The organism is Pseudomonas sp. L13 (assembly GCF_009935965.1).
In the GTDB taxonomy this organism is placed as follows: domain Bacteria; phylum Pseudomonadota; class Gammaproteobacteria; order Pseudomonadales; family Pseudomonadaceae; genus Aquipseudomonas; species Aquipseudomonas lactis.
In genome coordinates this window covers 20,356-38,064 of record NZ_QODJ01000058.1, presented here as the reverse complement: position 1 = coordinate 38,064, position 17,709 = coordinate 20,356, and the positions used below count along the sequence as shown (strand labels likewise).

Annotated in this window: 17 protein-coding genes; 9 read left to right on the top strand and 8 right to left on the bottom strand. The window is 62.4% G+C overall.

All coding sequences use genetic code 11. From position 1 onward, the window contains the following. Window positions 1–405: 405 nt before the first annotated feature. Both DK871_RS23160 and DK871_RS23155 read right to left on the bottom strand, forming a co-directional pair. A complete protein-coding gene (locus tag DK871_RS23160) occupies window positions 406–1,440 on the bottom strand; it encodes an AraC family transcriptional regulator (protein WP_161906777.1) in 1,035 nt (344 codons plus the stop codon). A gap of 4 nt (window positions 1,441–1,444) precedes the next feature. Further along, the gene (locus tag DK871_RS23155) at window positions 1,445–2,575 is read right to left on the bottom strand and encodes a carbon-nitrogen hydrolase family protein (protein WP_161906776.1); all 1,131 of its coding nucleotides are present in this window, start codon (window positions 2,573–2,575) and stop codon (window positions 1,445–1,447) included. 211 nt (window positions 2,576–2,786) lie between these two features. On the opposite strand from DK871_RS23155, the gene DK871_RS23150 reads away from it, so the two are divergent. Further along, entirely contained in the window at window positions 2,787–4,826 is a 2,040-nt protein-coding gene (locus tag DK871_RS23150) for an NADPH-dependent 2,4-dienoyl-CoA reductase (RefSeq protein ID WP_161906775.1), read from the top strand. 55 nt (window positions 4,827–4,881) lie between these two features. Continuing rightward, the gene (locus DK871_RS23145; protein WP_161906774.1) at window positions 4,882–5,823 is read left to right on the top strand and encodes a 1-aminocyclopropane-1-carboxylate deaminase/D-cysteine desulfhydrase; all 942 of its coding nucleotides are present in this window, start codon (window positions 4,882–4,884) and stop codon (window positions 5,821–5,823) included. Between the two features lie 85 nt (window positions 5,824–5,908). Here DK871_RS23145 and DK871_RS23140 read toward each other — a convergent pair whose 3' ends face one another. The 3 genes from DK871_RS23140 to DK871_RS23130 form a co-directional block, all read right to left on the bottom strand. Then, window positions 5,909–6,463: a cytochrome b gene (locus tag DK871_RS23140; RefSeq protein ID WP_161906773.1), complete on the bottom strand. Its 555-nt coding sequence runs from the start codon at window positions 6,461–6,463 to the stop codon at window positions 5,909–5,911. A 114-nt stretch (window positions 6,464–6,577) separates the two neighbouring features. Beyond that, window positions 6,578–7,405 carry a phosphonoacetaldehyde hydrolase gene (gene phnX / locus DK871_RS23135; RefSeq protein WP_161906772.1) on the bottom strand — a complete coding sequence of 276 codons (828 nt, stop codon included), beginning with the start codon at window positions 7,403–7,405 and terminating at the stop codon, window positions 6,578–6,580. 100 nt (window positions 7,406–7,505) lie between these two features. Then, window positions 7,506–8,630 carry a 2-aminoethylphosphonate--pyruvate transaminase gene (locus DK871_RS23130; protein WP_161906771.1) on the bottom strand — a complete coding sequence of 375 codons (1,125 nt, stop codon included), beginning with the start codon at window positions 8,628–8,630 and terminating at the stop codon, window positions 7,506–7,508. Window positions 8,631–8,741: 111 nt separating this feature from the next. Here DK871_RS23130 and DK871_RS23125 point away from each other — a divergent pair, with 111 nt between their 5' ends. Continuing rightward, window positions 8,742–9,596 (top strand): LysR substrate-binding domain-containing protein, encoded by an 855-nt coding sequence (locus tag DK871_RS23125; protein WP_161906770.1) that lies wholly within the window; start codon window positions 8,742–8,744, stop codon window positions 9,594–9,596. On the opposite strand, the gene DK871_RS23120 is transcribed toward DK871_RS23125, so the two are convergent. After that, the gene (locus DK871_RS23120) at window positions 9,572–10,462 is read right to left on the bottom strand and encodes a LysR substrate-binding domain-containing protein (RefSeq protein ID WP_161906769.1); all 891 of its coding nucleotides are present in this window, start codon (window positions 10,460–10,462) and stop codon (window positions 9,572–9,574) included. The two genes, DK871_RS23125 and DK871_RS23120, sit on opposite strands and share 25 nt — an antisense overlap. A gap of 258 nt (window positions 10,463–10,720) precedes the next feature. On the opposite strand from DK871_RS23120, the gene DK871_RS23115 reads away from it, so the two are divergent. Next, the gene (locus DK871_RS23115; RefSeq protein ID WP_161906768.1) at window positions 10,721–12,046 is read left to right on the top strand and encodes an MFS transporter; all 1,326 of its coding nucleotides are present in this window, start codon (window positions 10,721–10,723) and stop codon (window positions 12,044–12,046) included. A 109-nt stretch (window positions 12,047–12,155) separates the two neighbouring features. Beyond that, window positions 12,156–12,860: a YebC/PmpR family DNA-binding transcriptional regulator gene (locus tag DK871_RS23110; RefSeq protein WP_044274673.1), complete on the top strand. Its 705-nt coding sequence runs from the start codon at window positions 12,156–12,158 to the stop codon at window positions 12,858–12,860. Window positions 12,861–12,993: 133 nt separating this feature from the next. Here the strand turns inward: DK871_RS23110 and DK871_RS23105 are convergent, their stop codons facing one another. Together DK871_RS23105 and zapE are read right to left on the bottom strand one after the other, a co-directional pair. Further along, window positions 12,994–14,283 carry a protein kinase gene (locus tag DK871_RS23105; protein ID WP_161906767.1) on the bottom strand — a complete coding sequence of 430 codons (1,290 nt, stop codon included), beginning with the start codon at window positions 14,281–14,283 and terminating at the stop codon, window positions 12,994–12,996. Window positions 14,284–14,320: 37 nt separating this feature from the next. Beyond that, complete coding sequence (zapE, locus tag DK871_RS23100) at window positions 14,321–15,415, bottom strand: cell division protein ZapE (protein WP_161906766.1); 1,095 nt, start codon at window positions 15,413–15,415, stop codon at window positions 14,321–14,323. A gap of 190 nt (window positions 15,416–15,605) precedes the next feature. On the opposite strand from zapE, the gene DK871_RS23095 reads away from it, so the two are divergent. From DK871_RS23095 to DK871_RS23080, 4 genes are read left to right on the top strand one after another with little or no spacing between them, the layout of a single operon-like run. Then, on the top strand, window positions 15,606–16,097 hold the full coding sequence (locus DK871_RS23095) for a spore coat U domain-containing protein (protein ID WP_161906779.1): 492 nt from the start codon (window positions 15,606–15,608) through the stop codon (window positions 16,095–16,097). Then, a complete protein-coding gene (locus DK871_RS23090) occupies window positions 16,091–16,636 on the top strand; it encodes a spore coat protein U domain-containing protein (RefSeq protein ID WP_161906765.1) in 546 nt (181 codons plus the stop codon). The genes DK871_RS23095 and DK871_RS23090 overlap by 7 nt, the downstream gene beginning before the upstream one ends. Window positions 16,637–16,654: 18 nt before the next feature. Further along, window positions 16,655–17,197 (top strand): spore coat U domain-containing protein, encoded by a 543-nt coding sequence (locus DK871_RS23085; RefSeq protein WP_161906764.1) that lies wholly within the window; start codon window positions 16,655–16,657, stop codon window positions 17,195–17,197. 2 nt (window positions 17,198–17,199) lie between these two features. Next, window positions 17,200–17,688, top strand: a complete 489-nt coding sequence (locus DK871_RS23080) for a spore coat U domain-containing protein (protein WP_161906763.1) — start codon at window positions 17,200–17,202, stop codon at window positions 17,686–17,688. Window positions 17,689–17,709 lie beyond the last annotated feature (21 nt).

Sequence of the window (17,709 nt, the reverse complement as noted above, 5' to 3'; positions counted from 1 at the left end):
TGGTTTAACGGGGCGCCTAAGATCAAAAGCAGATCAAGAGCAAGATCAAGAGCGGCTCGCTTCGCATCGTGGTTACCTGTGGGGGGAAGATTCGACATCTGTGTCGATTGAAGAGCCGCCATCGCAGGCAAGCCAGCTCCCACATGTTGTCCGAGGTTGCGGTTAAGCTAAATCCTGTGATCGCCGCTACGTTTAATCTTGAAGAGCAGGAATGTCACGACGTCGACATTTTTTCGTCATGACGGCACTTTAGGCTGGGTTCGCAGGTCATTAATCTGCAACCGCTTTCAACATGAAGAAGGAGTCCACCATGGACGATTACCAGGAAGAACTGCTGGAGTACCAGGCCTTCGAGCTAGACCCACTGGACCCAGCCGACGATGCCACCGAGCTGTAAGACCGACTTCAGGCGGAGTGGCGCTGACTGCGGCGAAATTCCCCTGGGGTCTGGTTGTTCCAGCGCCTGAAGGCCCTTTGGAAGGCTTGGGCTGAAGCAAAACCGAGCAAGTAGGCGATCTCGCCGAACGCCAGTTCCGTATCGCGAATGTAGGTCATGGCCAGGTCGCGACGGGTGTCATTGAGAATCGCGCGAAACTGCGTGCCTTCCTCGGCCAGTTTGCGCCGCAATGTCCAGGTGGGCAGCTTCAAGCGTGCCGCCACTTCTTCCAGGTCGGGTTCCCGGCCGCCATTGAGCATCGGCCCGAGCAAACGGGTAATGCGCTCGCGCAGGCTGCGGGTGCGGGTCAACTGCTCTAATTCCCTTTCACACAGCTGTAGCAACAGGTGCCAGGTGCTTGGGCAATGCTGTGGGTTGCGCAGCGCCAGGGTGGGTTGGCTGAGGCGCAGTTGATTGACGTCAGCGCCGAAGTGCACCACCCCCTCTCCCAGCACCCTGTAGTGGTCGTGGTAGTCCGGCGCGTCGAATTCGATTTCAATCCGCTGGGCCTGCACCGGCTGTTGCGCCAGGCCCGACAGTTGCTGCAGCCAGCCGGCGATGATCGAATCCACCACAAAGCGGTTGTAGGCGTTATAGGGGCTGATGGAATAAAACCGCAGCCACGCGCCTTCGGCGTCTTCATGAAAGCTTGATTGCCCGCGATAGTTGGAACCGTACAGTGCTTCAAAGCGTGTGAGCGTGCGCGCGGCTTCGCGCACAGTGGGCGCTTGTGCGGCGGTGACGCCGGCAAGGCCGGCTTGGCTCAAGCGGCTGAGCTGGCCCATGCGCAAGCCGAGGCCGGGGTTGCCGGTCAGCTGAATGGCCGCGTGGCCCAGGCGCATATAGCGCGGGATCGACAAGCGTGCGCCGGCCTCAGCCAGGCGGGCCGGGTCGAGGCCGTATTGCAGCAGCAGGGGCTGTGGGTCCAGGCCGTGGCTGCGGATGGCGTCGGCCAGGGTGTGCACGAAGCCCACCGACAGATCCCCCAGGCGCACCGGCTTCAAGGCGCTACAGCCAGATATTCAGCAGGCGCGCACCACGGGCGTCGCCATCGGCGAAGACTTGCCCATTGCGGCTGAGAAAACTCTGGCCGGCGCTGCCCAAGTCCCAGAACTGCCCGCGCAGAAAGACGCTCATGCCTGCGGTGGCTTGGCTGACGGGTGGCTGGCTGATCAGGGTAAGGCGACGCCAAGCTGCGCCCTCGCTGGTTTCTTCAGGCTTGAGGCTCACTTCAGAGGGCGTGGATACGCTCTTGAAGCCACGCCACGGACGCTCCCAGGTATCGCGGCCGGTGACAAAAGCCGGCACCGCGATCAATTGTGCGCCTTGCTCGTTGAGCTTGCGGTAGTTGTCCGGGTACCAGCTGTCGCTGCCCACCAGGATGCCCAGGCGCCCGGCGGGGGTATCGACAACGTTGACGACATGCTCATCGCCCGGCTCGATAAAGCCCCGCTCATCGTAGATCGGGTAAAGCTGGCGCTGCGGCTGGCCCAGCGGCAGGCCGTCGGCGGCGAACACCACGCTGGCGTTGTACAGCGCGCCGTGGCCGATCTCCAGTTGCCCCTGAATCACGCTTGGGTTGGGCAGGGCGATGGAACCGGCCACCAGGGTCACGCCAAATTCTTTTGCGAGGCCGCCAAACAACACTTGATAGTCGCGGGCCATGGCCGGGGCTTTCATGCGCAGGTACGCGTCATCCATGCGGTTGTCGCCGGTGGCGCTGATCCAGGCTTTGGCAAATTGCAGCGGGTTGCTGATCGATAGCCAGTTCATGGCGTCCTTGAGATGAGCGGCCTGGTACAGCTCGTTTTTTTCGCCGCCGAGCATCAGCCAGGTGCCGATATGCTCCGGCAGCACCACCACGGTCTTGGCATTGATCAGCCCCAGGTCCCGAGCGTTTTGCAGGTAGGCCGACAGCTTCAGGTGCAGGCGTTCCAGGCTCTGGTAATCGGCAGGGTACAGCTCCGGCTGGATGCCCAGCAGGTTGCCCCGGTCGGCCGGTTCGCCCTCGTTGACGGCGAGGGTGATGCGCAGATCGGACAGGTAATGCGCCACGGGGCGCTCCTGGGTCCAGACCAGATACGCGGCGAGGGAGGCAACCAGGGCCATGATGACGGTGAACGCTAGAAGTTTACGCATGGGGCAACAGACAACAGACCAGGTGCAGGGTTCGCGACTAGGGTAGGGCCCATGGCGTGGCTTGCCAAGGGGCGCTGTGCATTTGGATCAATAACTTGTCAGTTTCAGTCATTGAGCCGTGGTCCACCGCCTCTTAGTCTGTGGGACATAAACCGATGGCACGCCGTTCGAGTGCGCCACGTCCCGTGATGATCCGTTGTGGAGCTGTACCATGACCGCTGCTGCCTACCCGCACCTGCTGGCCCCGTTGGACCTGGGTTTTACCACCTTGCGCAACCGTACCCTGATGGGGTCGATGCACACTGGCCTGGAAGAAAAGCCCGGCGGTTTCGAGCGCATGGCCGCTTACTTTACCGAGCGCGCCCGTGGCGGCGTGGGCCTGATGGTCACCGGCGGTATTGGCCCCAATGATGAAGGCGGCGTGTATGCCGGTGCGGCCAAGCTGACCACCGAAGAAGAGGCGCGCAAGCACAAGATCGTCACCCAGGCCGTGCACGACGCGGGTGGCAAGATCTGCATGCAGATCCTCCACGCCGGGCGTTACGCCTACAGCCCCAAGCAGGTGGCGCCGAGCGCTATCCAGGCACCGATCAACCCGTTCAAACCCAAGGAATTGGATGAAGAGGGCATCGAAAAGCAGATCCAGGACTTTGTCACCTGCTCGTTGCTGGCCCAGGTCGCCGAGTATGACGGCGTCGAAATCATGGGTTCCGAAGGCTACTTCATCAACCAGTTCCTCGCCGCCCACACCAACCATCGCACCGACCGTTGGGGTGGCAGCTTTGAAAATCGCATGCGCATGGCGGTGGAAATCGTGCGCCGCGTACGCGAGGCCGTAGGCCCGAACTTCATTATCATCTTCCGCCTGTCGATGCTCGACCTGGTGGAAGGCGGCAGCGTCTGGGAAGAAATCGTGCAGTTGGCCAAGGCCATCGAACAGGCCGGCGCGACGATCATCAACACCGGCATCGGCTGGCATGAAGCCCGTATCCCGACCATCGCCACCAAGGTGCCCCGTGGTGCGTTCAGTAAGGTCACGGCCAAATTGCGCGGTTCGGTACAGATTCCGCTGATCACCACCAACCGCATCAACACCCCGGAAATCGCCGAGCAGATCCTGGCTGAAGGCGACGCCGATATGGTCTCGATGGCGCGGCCGTTTCTCGCCGACCCCGAGTTCGTCAACAAGGCCGCCGCCGGGCGCGCCGATGAGATCAATACCTGCATCGGTTGCAACCAGGCCTGCCTGGACCACACCTTTGGCGGCAAGCTCACCACCTGCCTGGTCAACCCGCGGGCGTGCTACGAAACCGAGCTCAATTACCTGCCGGTCAAGCAGATCAAAAAAATTGCGGTGGTCGGCGCCGGCCCTGCGGGTCTGGCCGCTGCTACCGTGGCCGCCGAGCGCGGGCATCAGGTGACCTTGTTCGACTCCGCCAGCGAGATCGGCGGCCAGTTCAACATCGCCAAGCGCGTGCCGGGCAAGGAAGAGTTCTTCGAGACCCTGCGTTATTTCAAGCGTAAATTGCAGACCACCCACGTCGAGCTGTGCCTCAACACCCGAGTGGATGTTGCGCAACTGGTGGCGGGCGGTTATGACGAGGTGATCCTGGCCACCGGTATCGCACCGCGTACCCCGGCGATTCCGGGTGTCGACAACGCCAAGGTCCTGAGTTACCTGGACGTGATCCTCGAGCGCAAGCCGGTGGGCAAGCGCGTGGCGGTGATCGGCGCCGGCGGCATCGGTTTTGACGTGTCTGAATTTCTTGTGCACCAAGGCGTATCCACCAGCCTGGATCGCGAGGCGTTCTGGAAAGAGTGGGGCATCGACACCCAACTGCAAGCCCGTGGCGGCGTGGCAGGGATCAAACCCGAGCGCCATGCGCCGGCCCGTGAAGTGTTCTTGCTGCAACGCAAGGCTTCCAAGGTGGGCGACGGCCTGGGCAAGACCACGGGCTGGATCCACCGCACGGGCTTGAAGAACAAGCAGGTGCAGATGCTCAACAGTGTCGAGTACCTGAAGATCGACGATGAAGGCTTGCATATCCGCATCGGCGCCGAGGGCGAGCCGCAAGTCCTGGCGGTGGATAACATCGTTATCTGCGCCGGCCAGGACCCACTGCGCGAATTGCATGACGGCCTGGTGGCTGCCGGCCAGAACGTGCACCTGATTGGCGGCGCCGATGTGGCGGCCGAACTGGACGCCAAACGCGCCATCAACCAGGGCTCGCGCCTGGCTGCAGAGCTGTAAGGTGACAAGCGGGGCGGTGTAGACTACCGCCCCTTTTTCATTCCGATACCTGCCGATGGGCCCTTTCGACTGGCTTCCTCACGCGCCCCTTGAACCCTTGCAGCTGGACTGGCTGAACGGGGTCGAGTTGGCCGTGCTGCGCCTGGACCGTATCGACCCGCTGATCAGCGGCAACAAGTGGTTCAAACTCACCGAGCACCTGGCCCAGGCCCGACGCGCTGGGGCTACCGGTGTGATCAGTCTCGGCGGTGCCTACTCCAACCATCTGCATGCACTGGCTGCGGCCGGCAAGCGCTTTGGTTTTCCCACGGTCGGCCTGCTGCGCGGCCATCCTCAAGACACCCCCACGGTTCTCGATCTCAAAGCCTTCGGCATGCAGCTGCATTGGCTGGGGTATGGCGGTTATCGGGCGCGGCATGAACCGGATTTCTGGTTGCCTTGGCGTGAGCAGTATCCCGACTTTCATCCGATACCCGAAGGCGGTGGTGGCCTGGCCGGTGCGCAGGGTTGTGGGGTGTTGGTCGAGCAGGTGCGGGCGCAGTTGGGCAACCTCGGTTGGAGCGATTACGACGCTTGGTGGCTGGCGGCAGGTACCGGCACGACAATGGCTGGGCTGGCGCTGGCGGAGTCGGGGGCGCATTGGGTCTATGGCGCTATGGCGGTGCCGGATGACCACGGCGTGGCGCGGAACGTGAGTGCGATTGTGCAGGACGGTTATGCAGTGCTGGACGCCAGTCGCGGTGGCTTTGCCAAGGTCGATCCGCTGTTGCTGGACTTCATTGAGCGCACCGAGCAAGCGTGCGGCCTACCGCTGGAACCGCTCTACACCGGCAAGGCGCTGTTGGCGTTGAAACAGCAGATCGAGGCCGGACGCTTTACCCCCGGCACGCGCCTGATCTTCATCCACACCGGCGGCCTGCAAGGCCGCCGAGGCTTCAGCGACGGGCGCAAACCCCTTGTGGGAGCTGGCTTGCCTGCGAAAGCGGTCGTGCAGTAAGAGATACGGTGACTGACACACCGCCTTCGCGGGCAAGCCCGCTCCCACAGGGGAGCCAGATGTATCAGTCGATGAATGGTTTGGCTTAAAGCCTCCTTCCACTGGGCATCATGCGCAGCGCCGTGTTATCACGCATCACGTAGTGATGAAAGATCCCCGCCAACGCATGCAGCCCGATCAGCCAGTAACCGATCTGGCCAAACAGCACATGCCAGCCTTCAATTTCCTTGGCCAATGCTTTGTTTTCCGCGATCAGCGGTGGCAATTCCATTCCATAGAACATCACCGAATGTCCTTTGGCACTGACGATCAACCAACCGGCAATTGGCATGCCGATCATCAACGCGTACAACGCAGCGTGCATCAGCGTCGCCAGCAGGCTTTGCCATTGCGGCGGTGCCGGCAGGATCTTCGGCGCCACCCCCAGGCTGCGTGCAAACAGGCGCAGCCATACCAGCACAAACACGGTCAGGCCGAGCATGAAGTGCATTTCAACAATCAAGGTGCGCGCGCCGCTGCCCTTGGGGAATTGGCCGCGCAGTTCAATGCAGGCGTAAACCACCGCCAGCAGCACCACCATCAACCAGTGCAACGCAATCGACATGGTGCTGTAGCGCGTATCGGAATTTTTCCACGGCATCGCTGTGTTCCTCACTCATCAGGGCATACCTCCATTCTTTAGCGATGGAGTGCATTAACTCTATGCCTGTTTTGAGCGCTGCGCTTGCTGCCAATGCCGTTGTCTTGACTTCGGTCAGTAGGCCTGCGGCATTTCCCCGCGGGCCAGGCGCTGGTTGATGTCGCTGATGACGCCGGGCAGGTCGGTAATGGTGTCGATCAGATAATGCGGGCGCGACCCTTCGAACATCGCTTCGATGCGCTGGCGCTCGCTGGCCAGGGTGGCGCTGTCCAGGGCGCGGAACTGCTCATAGGTCAGGCCCAGCGCGTTGCCCGAGCAAGTCAGGGCCACCGTCCACATGCCCGCACGCCGGCCTTCGAGAATGCCCGGCACGGTGTCGTCGACCTTCACGCAGGCCGCCACATCATCAATGCCCAGTGCGATCACGTTGGCCAGCGCCTGGGCCGGCCATGGTCGGCCGTTGGGCACTTCGTCAGTGGCCACAACATGGTCGGCGACGTAGCCATTGGTGGCGGCCAGGACCACAACCTTGTCCATCACTTGCTTGGGATAGCCGGAGCAGGAGCCGATCTTGATCCCTTGCGCCCGCAGCGCTGCAATGGTGTCGAGGGCGCCGGGGATCAGCGCCGAGTGCTCGGCGATTTTCTCGATCTGCAGCGGCATGAAACGCTGGTAGATGGCGGTCACGTCATCGTCGGTGGGCGGGCGGCCGAATGCCTGGCGGTAGCGTTCGGCAACCTGTGGCTGGTCGCAGAGGGTGCGGATATGGTCCCACTTGCCCATGCCCATCGGGCCACGGGCTTCCTCGATAGACACCTGCACGTCGAACTCGGCGAAGGCCTCGACAAAGATCTGCGTAGGGGCGAAGGAGCCGAAGTCGACCACGGTGCCAGCCCAGTCGAGGATAACGGCCTGCAGGGTGTTGGGGTTTTGATAGTTCATGGTTCAGATCCTGTGGCTAATAACATTCATGTCTGTAGGAGCGAGCTTGCTCGCGAAAAACATCCAGGCACCGCGTTTAATCAGGATGCCCACGTCATCGTTAACGCGCTTCGCGAGCACGCTCGCTCCTACACATTTCGTGCAGCACCTCGGCGATGGCCTTGACCGCCGCGCGCATGCCCGCCGCGTCGACATGGCCGATGCAGCCCACGCGGAAGGTTTCCACCTGGGTCAATTTGCCCGGGTACAGGATGAAACCCTTGGCCTTGACCCGTTCGTAGAAGTCTTTGAACTGGTAGCGCGGGTGGTCGGGAGCGTGGAAGGTGGCGATGATCGGCGCCTGGATCGCCGCTGGTAGAAAGCTGCGCAGGCCCAGTTCGGCCATGCCGTCCAGCAATGCCTGGCAGTTATTCGCATAGCGCTGGTGACGCGCGGGCAGGCCGCCTTCTTCTGCGTATTGCAGCAGCGCCTCATGCAGGGCGGCAACCACGTGGGTCGGCGGGGTGAAGCGCCATTGTCCGGTCTTGGCCATATAGCTGTGCTGGTCGAACAGGTCCATCGCCAGGGAATGGCAGTTGCCCTGGGCGGCGGCCAGCGCGGCTTTTTCGGCAAAGACAAAGCCCATGCCCGGTACGCCTTCCAGGCATTTGCCCGAGGCGGCGATCAGCGCGTCGAAGGGGATTTCGCGGGCATCAATCGGCAGTGCACCGAAGGAACTCATCGCGTCGATGATCAGGCGCTTGCCGTGGCGTTTGACCACCTCGGCGATCTGCGCCAATGGGTTGAGAATGCCCGTGCTGGTTTCGCAATGGATCAGCGCGACGTGGGTGATGGCGTTGTCGGCGTGCAACAGGCGGTCCACATCGGCGGCAGTGGTGGGCTCGTCTTCAGCGGTTTCAAAGGTGCTGAATTCGCGGCCAAGCACCTCGCAGATTTTCGCCAGGCGCTTGCCGTAGGCGCCGTTGATCAACACCAGCACCTTGCCATCGCGAGGCACCAAGGTGCCGATCGCCGCTTCGACGGCGAAGGTGCCGCTGCCTTGCAAGGGCACACAGTGGTGGCTGTCGGCACCGTTGAGGATCGCCAGCAACTGCGTGCATACGCTGGCTGTGAGCTGGTTGAAGCGATCGTCCCAAGAGCCCCAGTCCACCATCATCGCCTGACGGGTGCGGTTCGAGGTGGTCAGGGGGCCGGGGGTCAACAGGATCGGCGCGGCAGGGGTCATGTCAAATCCTCGCAAGGTATCGGGGTGAAGCTACGGCGCCTAAATTGCAGTTTGGCTTGTCATCAATCAAATTGTTTGTTGTTATGCGAGCTATCAGTGAGGCCGATAGCTATGAACCTGTTTCAACTGCGTGCATTCGATGCCGTGGCCCGTGAGGGCAGTTTTACCCGTGCGGCGGCTCGGCTGTTTATCAGCCAGCCAGCGGTCACCGGGCATATCAAGGCCCTTGAAGAGCACTACCAAATCCCGCTGCTGCGCCGCACCGCACGCCGGGTGGAGCTGACCGAGGAAGGCGCGCGCCTGGCGGCCATCACCCGCGCTATCTTCGGCTTGGTCGACGAAGCGCAAACCATGCTGGAGGCCAACCGCCAGTTGCTCACCGGGCGCCTGGAAGTGGCGGCGGATGGCCCTCACTTGGTCATGCCGATGATCGCCAGCCTGCGCGCACGCTACCCCGGCATTACCGTGAACCTGCGTTTGGGCAATGCCCAGGAAACCCTGGCGGCACTGTTGTCCGAACATGCGGATGTGGCGGTGCTCACCGAGGTGGAACCGCGCAATGGCCTGCACTTGCAGCCCCTGGACGAGTCACGGATTTGCGCCTTGGTGCCGGCCGCGCACCCGTGGGCCAAGCAGCGCGAGGGTATTGAACTGGCGCAGTTGCATGAGGTGATCATGGTGCTGCGCGAGCCCAGTTCCATCACCCGCCGAACCTTTGATGACGCCTGCCTGGCGGCGAATGTGCAACCCAAAGTGCTGCTGGAACTGGACAGTCGTGAAGCCGTGACCGAAGCGGTCGCGGCAGAGTTGGGCGTGGGCGTGGTGTCGTCGATGGAGGTCAGCCCGGACCCGCGTGTGCAGGCGGTGCCTATTCTCGGCGATGGCCTGCTGAACCGGCACATGCTCGGCTGCATGGAGCGGCGCCGCTCGCTGCGCTTGATTCAGGCGTTTTTCGAGTTGGCGTGAAGGCTCTCGCGCACGATCTCCAGGAAGGTCGCGACCACGCGGCGTGAACTCTGTTCTTTCAGGCACACCAGGGTTTCTTTCATGCGTTGGGTGCAATCGCGGATGGGCATGGCGTACACCCGCGAGTCAGCGCCGAACTCCGCCGCCGACACCACGCCCACGCCAATCCCCACCACCACGGCTTCACGGGCGGCTTCACGGCCTTCCACCTGGATGGCGGGGCGAATGCGCAGGCCGGCCTGGCGCATTTCCTGCTCCAGGGTCTGACGGGTGACCGAGCCGGTTTCCCGCAGTACCAGCGGCGTGTCATCCAGATCCGCCAGGCAGATCGACTCACGCCCGGCCCAGGCATGGTCCCGTGCGACAAAAGCCAGCAGTTGGTCGTCGGGCAGCGGTACGGACAACAGGCGCGCATCATCAACATCGCGCCCCAACAGCGCCAAATCGGCCTGGTAGTTGTAAAGACGCGACAGCGACTCATCGGTATTGCCAGTTTCGATTTTCACGCTGATCCCCGGGTAGCGCTGGCAGAAGCGCGCAATCTGCGGCAGTACGTGCACGGGTGCATCCACTGCCAGGGTGAGGGTGCCGGTGAGCAGGGCGCGCGAATCCTGCAGCAATTCTTCGGCTTCGGCTTCGATCACAAACAGGCGCTGGGTGATACCCAGCAGGCGTTCACCCAGATCGGTCAGGCGCACCGAGCGCTTGTTGCGGTGAAACAGCAACACGCCAAAGCGCTCTTCAAGTTTGCGCACCTGGTCGGAAATCGCAGGTTGGGTCAGGAACAGGCGTTCGGCCGCCCCGGTAAAACTGCCGTGAATGGCCACCGCATGGAAGGCTTTGAGCTGGGCATGGGAAACCGACATGGCGCGTCCTCTTAAAACCTGAGCTTATATTTGAAATACGATAAATCGATTTTACCTATGAGTCAGCCATTGCTTTGATGCTCCTCAGTCGCCGTAGGTTGAGTCCTACAACCCCGGTGGCCATGGGCGCAGGCACACCGCACCCATCTGACCAATACCGCGCTCTCCAAGGCCCGGCATTGCAGTGCTCAACCATAAGAACAACAGGCGTTTTCTTTCGATTCTGCCGGCACACTCACACCTGAGGTCAGAACCACCATGAATATCCCTATGGGTAGCATCAAGCGTTGGCGCGTGCAGATTTTTGCCATCACCTGGCTGGCGTATGCCGCGTTCTATTTCACCCGCAAAGCGTTTTCAGTGGCGAAGCTGGGGATCGGCGACGACCCGAGTTTCCCCCTCGACAAAATGATGATGGCTAACCTGGATGGCCTCTACCTCGCCGCGTATGCCGTAGGCCAGTTCACTTGGGGCATGCTTGCCGACCGCTTTGGACCACGGGTGGTGGTGCTCGGTGGCTTGCTGATTTCCGCAGGCGCGGCGCTGGTGATGGGCACCTTTGCCACCTTGCCGATCTTTGTCACCTGCATGTTGGTGCAGGGTTTGGCGCAGTCCACTGGCTGGTCAGGGTTGTGCAAGAACCTCGGCAGTTTCTTCCCGGCCCAGCAGCGGGGGCGGGTGCTGGGCCTGTGGAGTTCGTGTTATGCGTTTGGCGGGTTGGTCGCGTCACCGTTTGCCGGCTGGTGGGCTTATACGCTGATCGGCAGCTGGCACGCGGCGTTTATCTCCAGTGCCGCAGTGGTCGCGGTGGTGGCCGTGCTGTTTTTTATGTTCCAGCGCAATACCCCGCAGGATGTGGGCTTGCCGGCGGTCGAACCCGAGCCGGTGTTGAGCGCCGAGCAGTTGGCCGCGCAGCAGCGCGTCAGCGTCCTCGAACCCCTGCGCGCAATCTTGCGCAACCGCACGGTGTTGACCCTGGGGCTGGCGTACTTCCTGCTCAAGCCGGCGCGCTACGCGATTTTGTTGTGGGGCCCGGTGATCGTCTACGAGCAGATGCCGTCGGTGGGCAAGGTCGGCGCCGCCATCGTACCCACCGCGTTTGAGTTGGCCGGTTTACTGGGGCCGGTGTTGATCGGCCTGGCCTCCGACAAGCTGTTCGGCGCCCGGCGCATGCCTGCCTGTGTGCTGAGCCTGCTGGCGCTGACGGTTGCCTTGGCGCTGTTCATGGGCGCGCTGCATACCGGCAGTGTAGTGCTGGTGATGGCCCTGCTGTTTGTGATGGGCCTGACGCTGTATGGGCCCGACTCAATGATCAGCAGCACCGCGGCCATCGACTTCGGCACCGCTAAGGCCGGCGCTACCGCCGCGGGTTTTGTGAACGGCTGCGGTTCGGTGGGGGCGATCCTGGGCGGTTTGCTGCCCGGCTATTTCGATACCGTTACGGTATTTATCGTGTTTGCCGGCGCGGCGCTGTTTTCTTCGCTGGTGCTGATGCCCTACTGGAATGCTAGGCCCGCCGTACTGGCCCAGGCCGGGGATTTCGTGCCGGACCGCACTGCGGTGATCAAACCCTTGCGCACCTGAAGGCCCTGGCCGGTTTTTTGGTGGAACGAAGCGTTCTCGCGCTATAAACTCTGCCCCCAAAGCGCCGGCCAGTAGACGTTTCGGCGCGATGGGAATAAGAGAGTGAGTCATGGGCGCACAGTGGAAAGTCAAACATAAAGAAGCGGCAGCCAATGCCAAGGGCAAGATCTTCGGCAAGCTGGTGAAAGAAATCACCATCGCCGCCCGCAACGGCGCCGATACCTCCACCAACGCGCACCTGCGCCTGGTGGTGGAACAGGCCAAAAAGGCCTCGATGCCCAAGGAAACCCTGGACCGCGCAATCAAGAAGGGCGCCGGTCTGCTCGGTGAAACCGTGCAATACCACCGCGTGACCTACGAAGGTTTCGCGCCGCACCAGGTGCCTCTGATCGTCGAGTGCGTGACCGACAACATCAACCGCACCGTGGCGGAAATCCGCGTGGCCTTCCGCAAGGGCCAACTGGGCGCTTCCGGTTCGGTGGCCTGGGATTTCAACCATGTCGGCCTGATCGAAGCATCGCCGGACACCCCGGACGCCGATCCGGAAATGGCCGCTATCGAAGCGGGCGCCCAGGACTTTGAAGAGGGTGAAGAAGGCGCCACCTTGTTCATCACCGAAACCACCGACCTGGATGCCGTGCAGAAGGCCTTGCCGGAGCAGGGCTTCACCGTGCTGTCGGCCAAGCTGGGTTATATCTCCAAGAACCCGGTCAGCGGTTTGACCGATGAGCAGATGGCTGAAGTCGAGGCGTTCCTGGAAGGCCTGGACAACCATGATGATGTGCAGGATATGTTTGTCGGCCTGGCGGGCTGATTTCTATCTGAGTACACGCTGTCAAATTGCCTTGTAGGAGCGAGCTTGCTCGCGAAAAACGTCAACGATAACGCGTGCATCCTGAATAAACGCAGCGCCGATGAGTTTTTCGCGAGCAAGCTCGCTCCTACAGTTAGATAGCGTGCAGCAAGGCTTCGATCTCTTCGAAGCCCGGCCGCGCCAGCACATCCGGCTGGCAGCAGCGTTGTTGCAGTGCCTGCAAGCTTTCGTCACTGGCCTCAACCCGCTCCAACAATTCTCCCAGCAATACTCCGAACGCCCGCACTTCAATACGCTGCAGCGCACGGGTTTCCAGCGTGTCCGCCGTGGTATGGAAGGACGCTGCGCCAAAGTCCCCCAGCAAGCAATCACCCTCTGCGTTCCACAAAATATTGTGGCCATACAGGTCACCATGGGTAATGCCGTGCCGATGCAGGTGCGCCGCCACCGAAGCGATGCCCCGTGCCATGCGCAGTGCCACGTCCAGGCTGAAACGGGTGGCGGGTGCGTAGACATCCCGCGTGCACGACGCCAGGCTCGGCAGGGCCGCGAGGTTGCGGTAACTCGGGTCGATCAGGTCCATCACCAGGGCGGCCTGGTTGTCGGGGTGGCCGATGACGCGTCCTTCCACCTTGATCAGGTTGGGATGCAGCCCGGCGGCGATGCAGGCTTGCATTTCATGCAGCGGTGAACCGTCGCTGGTGATGGTGCCCTTGTACAGCTTGACCGCAACCGGCAACGCCCGGGGTTTCCACAGCGCCTTGCGAATGATCCCCGAGGCACCTTCGCCCAGGACTTCGCCCATTTCCAGTTCCTGCCAGGCAATGTTCGGCGTCGCCTCATCACTGCTCACCTGCACGGCCATTTCCACCGGGTTGCCGGCGTAGGCCAGCCAGGTCAGGCTCGGCAGGGTCAGCAGCCACTGCGGCAGCTGGGTGAGGTGATTGGAGGCGATGCGGATCAACTCCAGGTTTTGGCACTGGGCCAGGCTTGGCGGCAGCTGCGTTAACTGGTTACCGGCCAGCATCAGCTTTTGCAGCAACGGACGTTCGCCCAGTTCATCGGGCAACTGGCTGATGCAGTTATCGGTGAGGATCAGCCAGCGCAACAGCGGCGGCAGGGCGGCGGCGGGCACTTGGCTGATCTGGTTGGCCTTGAAGCCGATCATGCTCAGCTTGGCGCACTGGCCCAGGCATTGCGGCAGTTCGGTAAAGGCGTTGTCCGAACAGAACAGCACGCGCAGGTGCGTCAGGCGGTGCAGGTCGTCGGGCAGGCTGCTCAGGGCGTTGCCGGTGAGGTTGAGGATTTCCAGCGAGTCGGCCAGTTCGAAAATTTCCTGGGGGAACTCGGTCAGCCCGCAGGCCAGGTCCAGGCGCGTCGCGCCGGCCAATTGGCCAGCCTTGAGTTGGGCGAGGGTATTCATGCAGGGCGCGGTGCTCGGAAGAGGGCGTAAAAGGCGCTCATGATAGCGGCTCGGGCGCGGTTTGCGGGCACAGCGTGTGCAATTGCCGCAAGCGACTGGCGGTGCGGGCGAGGTCGATGGCCTGGCCTTCCAGGCATTTATCCAGGGGCTGGTGGCCGATCAGCGTCAGTTGCTTGTCCTGATCGTAGAGCACGTCTACCAGGTTGATAAAGCGCTGCTGCACGGCGATGGGGCATTCGGCCAGCTGCGGCAGGCCGTCGATGATCCAGTGGTCGAAGTCCTGGCACAACAACAGGTAGTCCAAGACCGCCGTGAGTTGCTCGCACAGATCGTTGAAGGTGAACGCGATGGTTCGTGCCTGATGGCCTCGGCACAGCAGCTGCCGGGTGCCGACTTTCAAACTTTGCGCCGGGCAATCCTTGGCGGGCAGTCCCAGGGTTTCTCGCTGGGCGGTGCTGCCCGGCCACACATACCGGCCGCGGGTGAAGCGCTGTGCGTCATGGGCCTGGGCCAGGCTGCGAAAGTCCTGGGGCGCACTGACTTCCAGCACGTCCATGCGCACGGCGATCAGCTCGATCACCGGTTTGAAACGCTCGTGGTACAGCGGGTTGGGCAGCAGTCCTTCCGGCGGATAGTTGGAGGTCACCAGCACCAGCACGCCGCGCTGGAACAGGGCCTTGAACAGGCGGCTGATGAGCATCGCATCGCCGATATCGTGCACATGGAATTCGTCGAAACACAGCACTCGGCAGCCGGCCAGCAGCTCGTCCAGAGTAACGCCCAGGGCATCGTCATGCCCGCGGTGCAGGAACATGCCCTGGTGCAGCCGGGCGAAGAAGTTATGGAAATGCACGCGCTGCTTCTCGGCGATGGGCAGTGCCTGAAAAAATCCGTCCAGCAGCCAGCTTTTGCCACGCCCCACCGGGCCATGCAGGTACAGGCTGCGCGTGGCCTGGCCGTTGAGCAGGTGCTGGGCCTCGCGATTCAGGGCGCTAATCGCCCGGATTTGCCCGTCACTGAGGGTATAACCCTGTTGTTCGGCCTTTTGTTGGAAATACGCGGCGATAGGCGAGGCGCCCGTTGCGTCGGTTTTTTTACCCAGCAGGCGCTGGAGCAGGGCAAGCACGGCCAAGAATAAACACTCTGTATTGCGGTGGTCGCTCACTGTAAGACGCTCGATACCATTTGACCAATAGCGAAGGGCCCCAAGCCTTGCAAACTGGCGCTTTCGGGTTAACTGGCTAACCTCATACACAGTTGTCACCCCTGTATAAGGAATTGGGGCTGTGAAGGGACCGGCGGTATTGGCAGTCATGGGCACGATGCTCTGCAACGCGGCGATTGCTGCGCAACTCCAGGTGCAGGTGCGTATCGACGTGCAACGGGGTTGCCAGTTGGTGGGCACCACCCGTAGTGCGGGCATCGAGCAACTTGGCGTATTGGATTTCGGCAGCGGCCCGCGTCTGGATGACCCGGCCGGCCCCCTGAGTGCGGCCCTGATCAGCCAACGCCAGCCGCGCCTGGAATGTAACCCCGACACGCCTTACCAAGTGCGCGTTGACGGCGGCCTGCATGGTGGCGTCGGCGAAGTGCGTTATCTCGCCACTGCGGCGCCCTCCAGCCGGCCTATCCCCTATCGAATCTATGCCGACGCCGCGCGGCTGATCCCCTTGCCGGTGGACGTGCCGATCAGTGGCCGCGTGCCGGACACCGGCTCTGTGGAGCTGCCGCTGTATGGACGCATCGAACCACTCAAAAGCATTCCCGCCGTCGGCCGTTATTCCGACCTGCTCAAGGTCACGGTCACATGGTAAGCCGCTACCTGGCCGTGACGGCCCTGGGCGGCATCCTCATGCTCGCGGATGACGCGCAGGCCGCGGTGGTCAGCGGCCAGGTCCACGCGCGCTTGGTGATCACCGCCAGTTGCGAAGTGAGCAAAGGCGTGGAAACCGCGCCGGTCACGCCTGAGGGCGGCACGGCTCTATTGGACTTTGGCAGCCAGGGGCCGACCTGGAACGAGACCTTGGACGCGGCGATTTCCGATGGCGACAAGGCGCCGCTGTCGGTGTCCTGCAACCCCTCGGTGGTCAGTAGTTTCACGGTGACCATCGACGGCGGCGCCAACGGCGACGGCACCACGCGGCGCCTGAGCAATGGCCGCCAGACCATTCCCTATCGACTCTCGGCCGACCCCCAGGGGCGCAGTGCCTACAGCATCGGCCAGCAACGCAATTTCGTCGTGACCCAGGGCACCCAGGTACCGATCCCGGTATTCGGCTCCGTGGTGGCGAATACCAGGGCCCTACCGGCCGGCATCTACACAGACACCCTGACGGTGACTCTGGATTGGTAAACCATGAGGATGGATATCATGCATGTACGTGTATCGCGAATCGGCCTCTGTGCCTTGGGCCTGGCGCTGGCGTCCAGCCTGAACGCGGCGACCACGGTGACCGGGCAGATCACTTCCAGCCTGACCCTGATCGCCAGTTGCCAGGTTAACGGCTCCGGAGCGGCCACCGGGCTGAATTTCGGTAGCTTGAACTTCGGCACCACCAACAGCCTGTTTACCAATGCCGACGCTCAGTTGCTCGGCGGCACCGGTACTGGCGGGGCGTTGTCGATTTTGTGTTCGGCTGGCACCGCGCCAACGATCAAGGTACGTGCCGGCGCCCACGATGGCGCTTCCCCAGGAGGCACCCGTGCGCTGGCCGATGGCGTGGGTAACTTCGTGCCCTACGATTTCTACACTGACAGCGGGCGTTCCGCGCTGTTGGCGATTGATGGCGTGGTGACGCTCGCCACCAGTACCGGCGTGGCGCAGACCGTCAACCTTTACGGCCGGGCGGTGGGCAAGGCGGGGCTGCCAGCGGGCACCTACACCGACACGGTGGCCGTGGAACTGACGTTCTAACGATGTGGCCCAGAGTGTTGCTTGCCATCGGCCTGGCGATGCCGTTGCCGCTGTCGGCGGTGGTCAACCAGAGCTTCCAGGTGAGTGCGACCATCACACCAGGCTGCCTGATCGTGGGCGGCGGCGCCAACTACGGCACCTTGGCCTACGGCAGCTATTCGGCCCTGGCCACCAGCACGGTGACGGCGGCTCTCACTGGTAGCGTGACCCTGCAATGCACGCCGGGCGTGGCGCTGAGCATGAGCGTGGATGGCGGCCTGCACAGCAGCACCGGGCGCAACTTGCAGCTCAACAGTGGCAGCGCGCGGGTGGCTTACCAATTGTTTCGCGATGCGGCGTTCAGCCAGAGCCTGGGTATCAGCCAGAGCGTGAGCGTGACCTACAGCGATGCGAGCAACATCAGCCTGCCGATTTACGGGCGGGTGGTTTTACCGGGCAATCAGCCTGGGGGGACGTACAGCGACACGCTGCAGGTGCAGCTGACGTGGTAGGGCTAACGGTTTTAAGGAGGG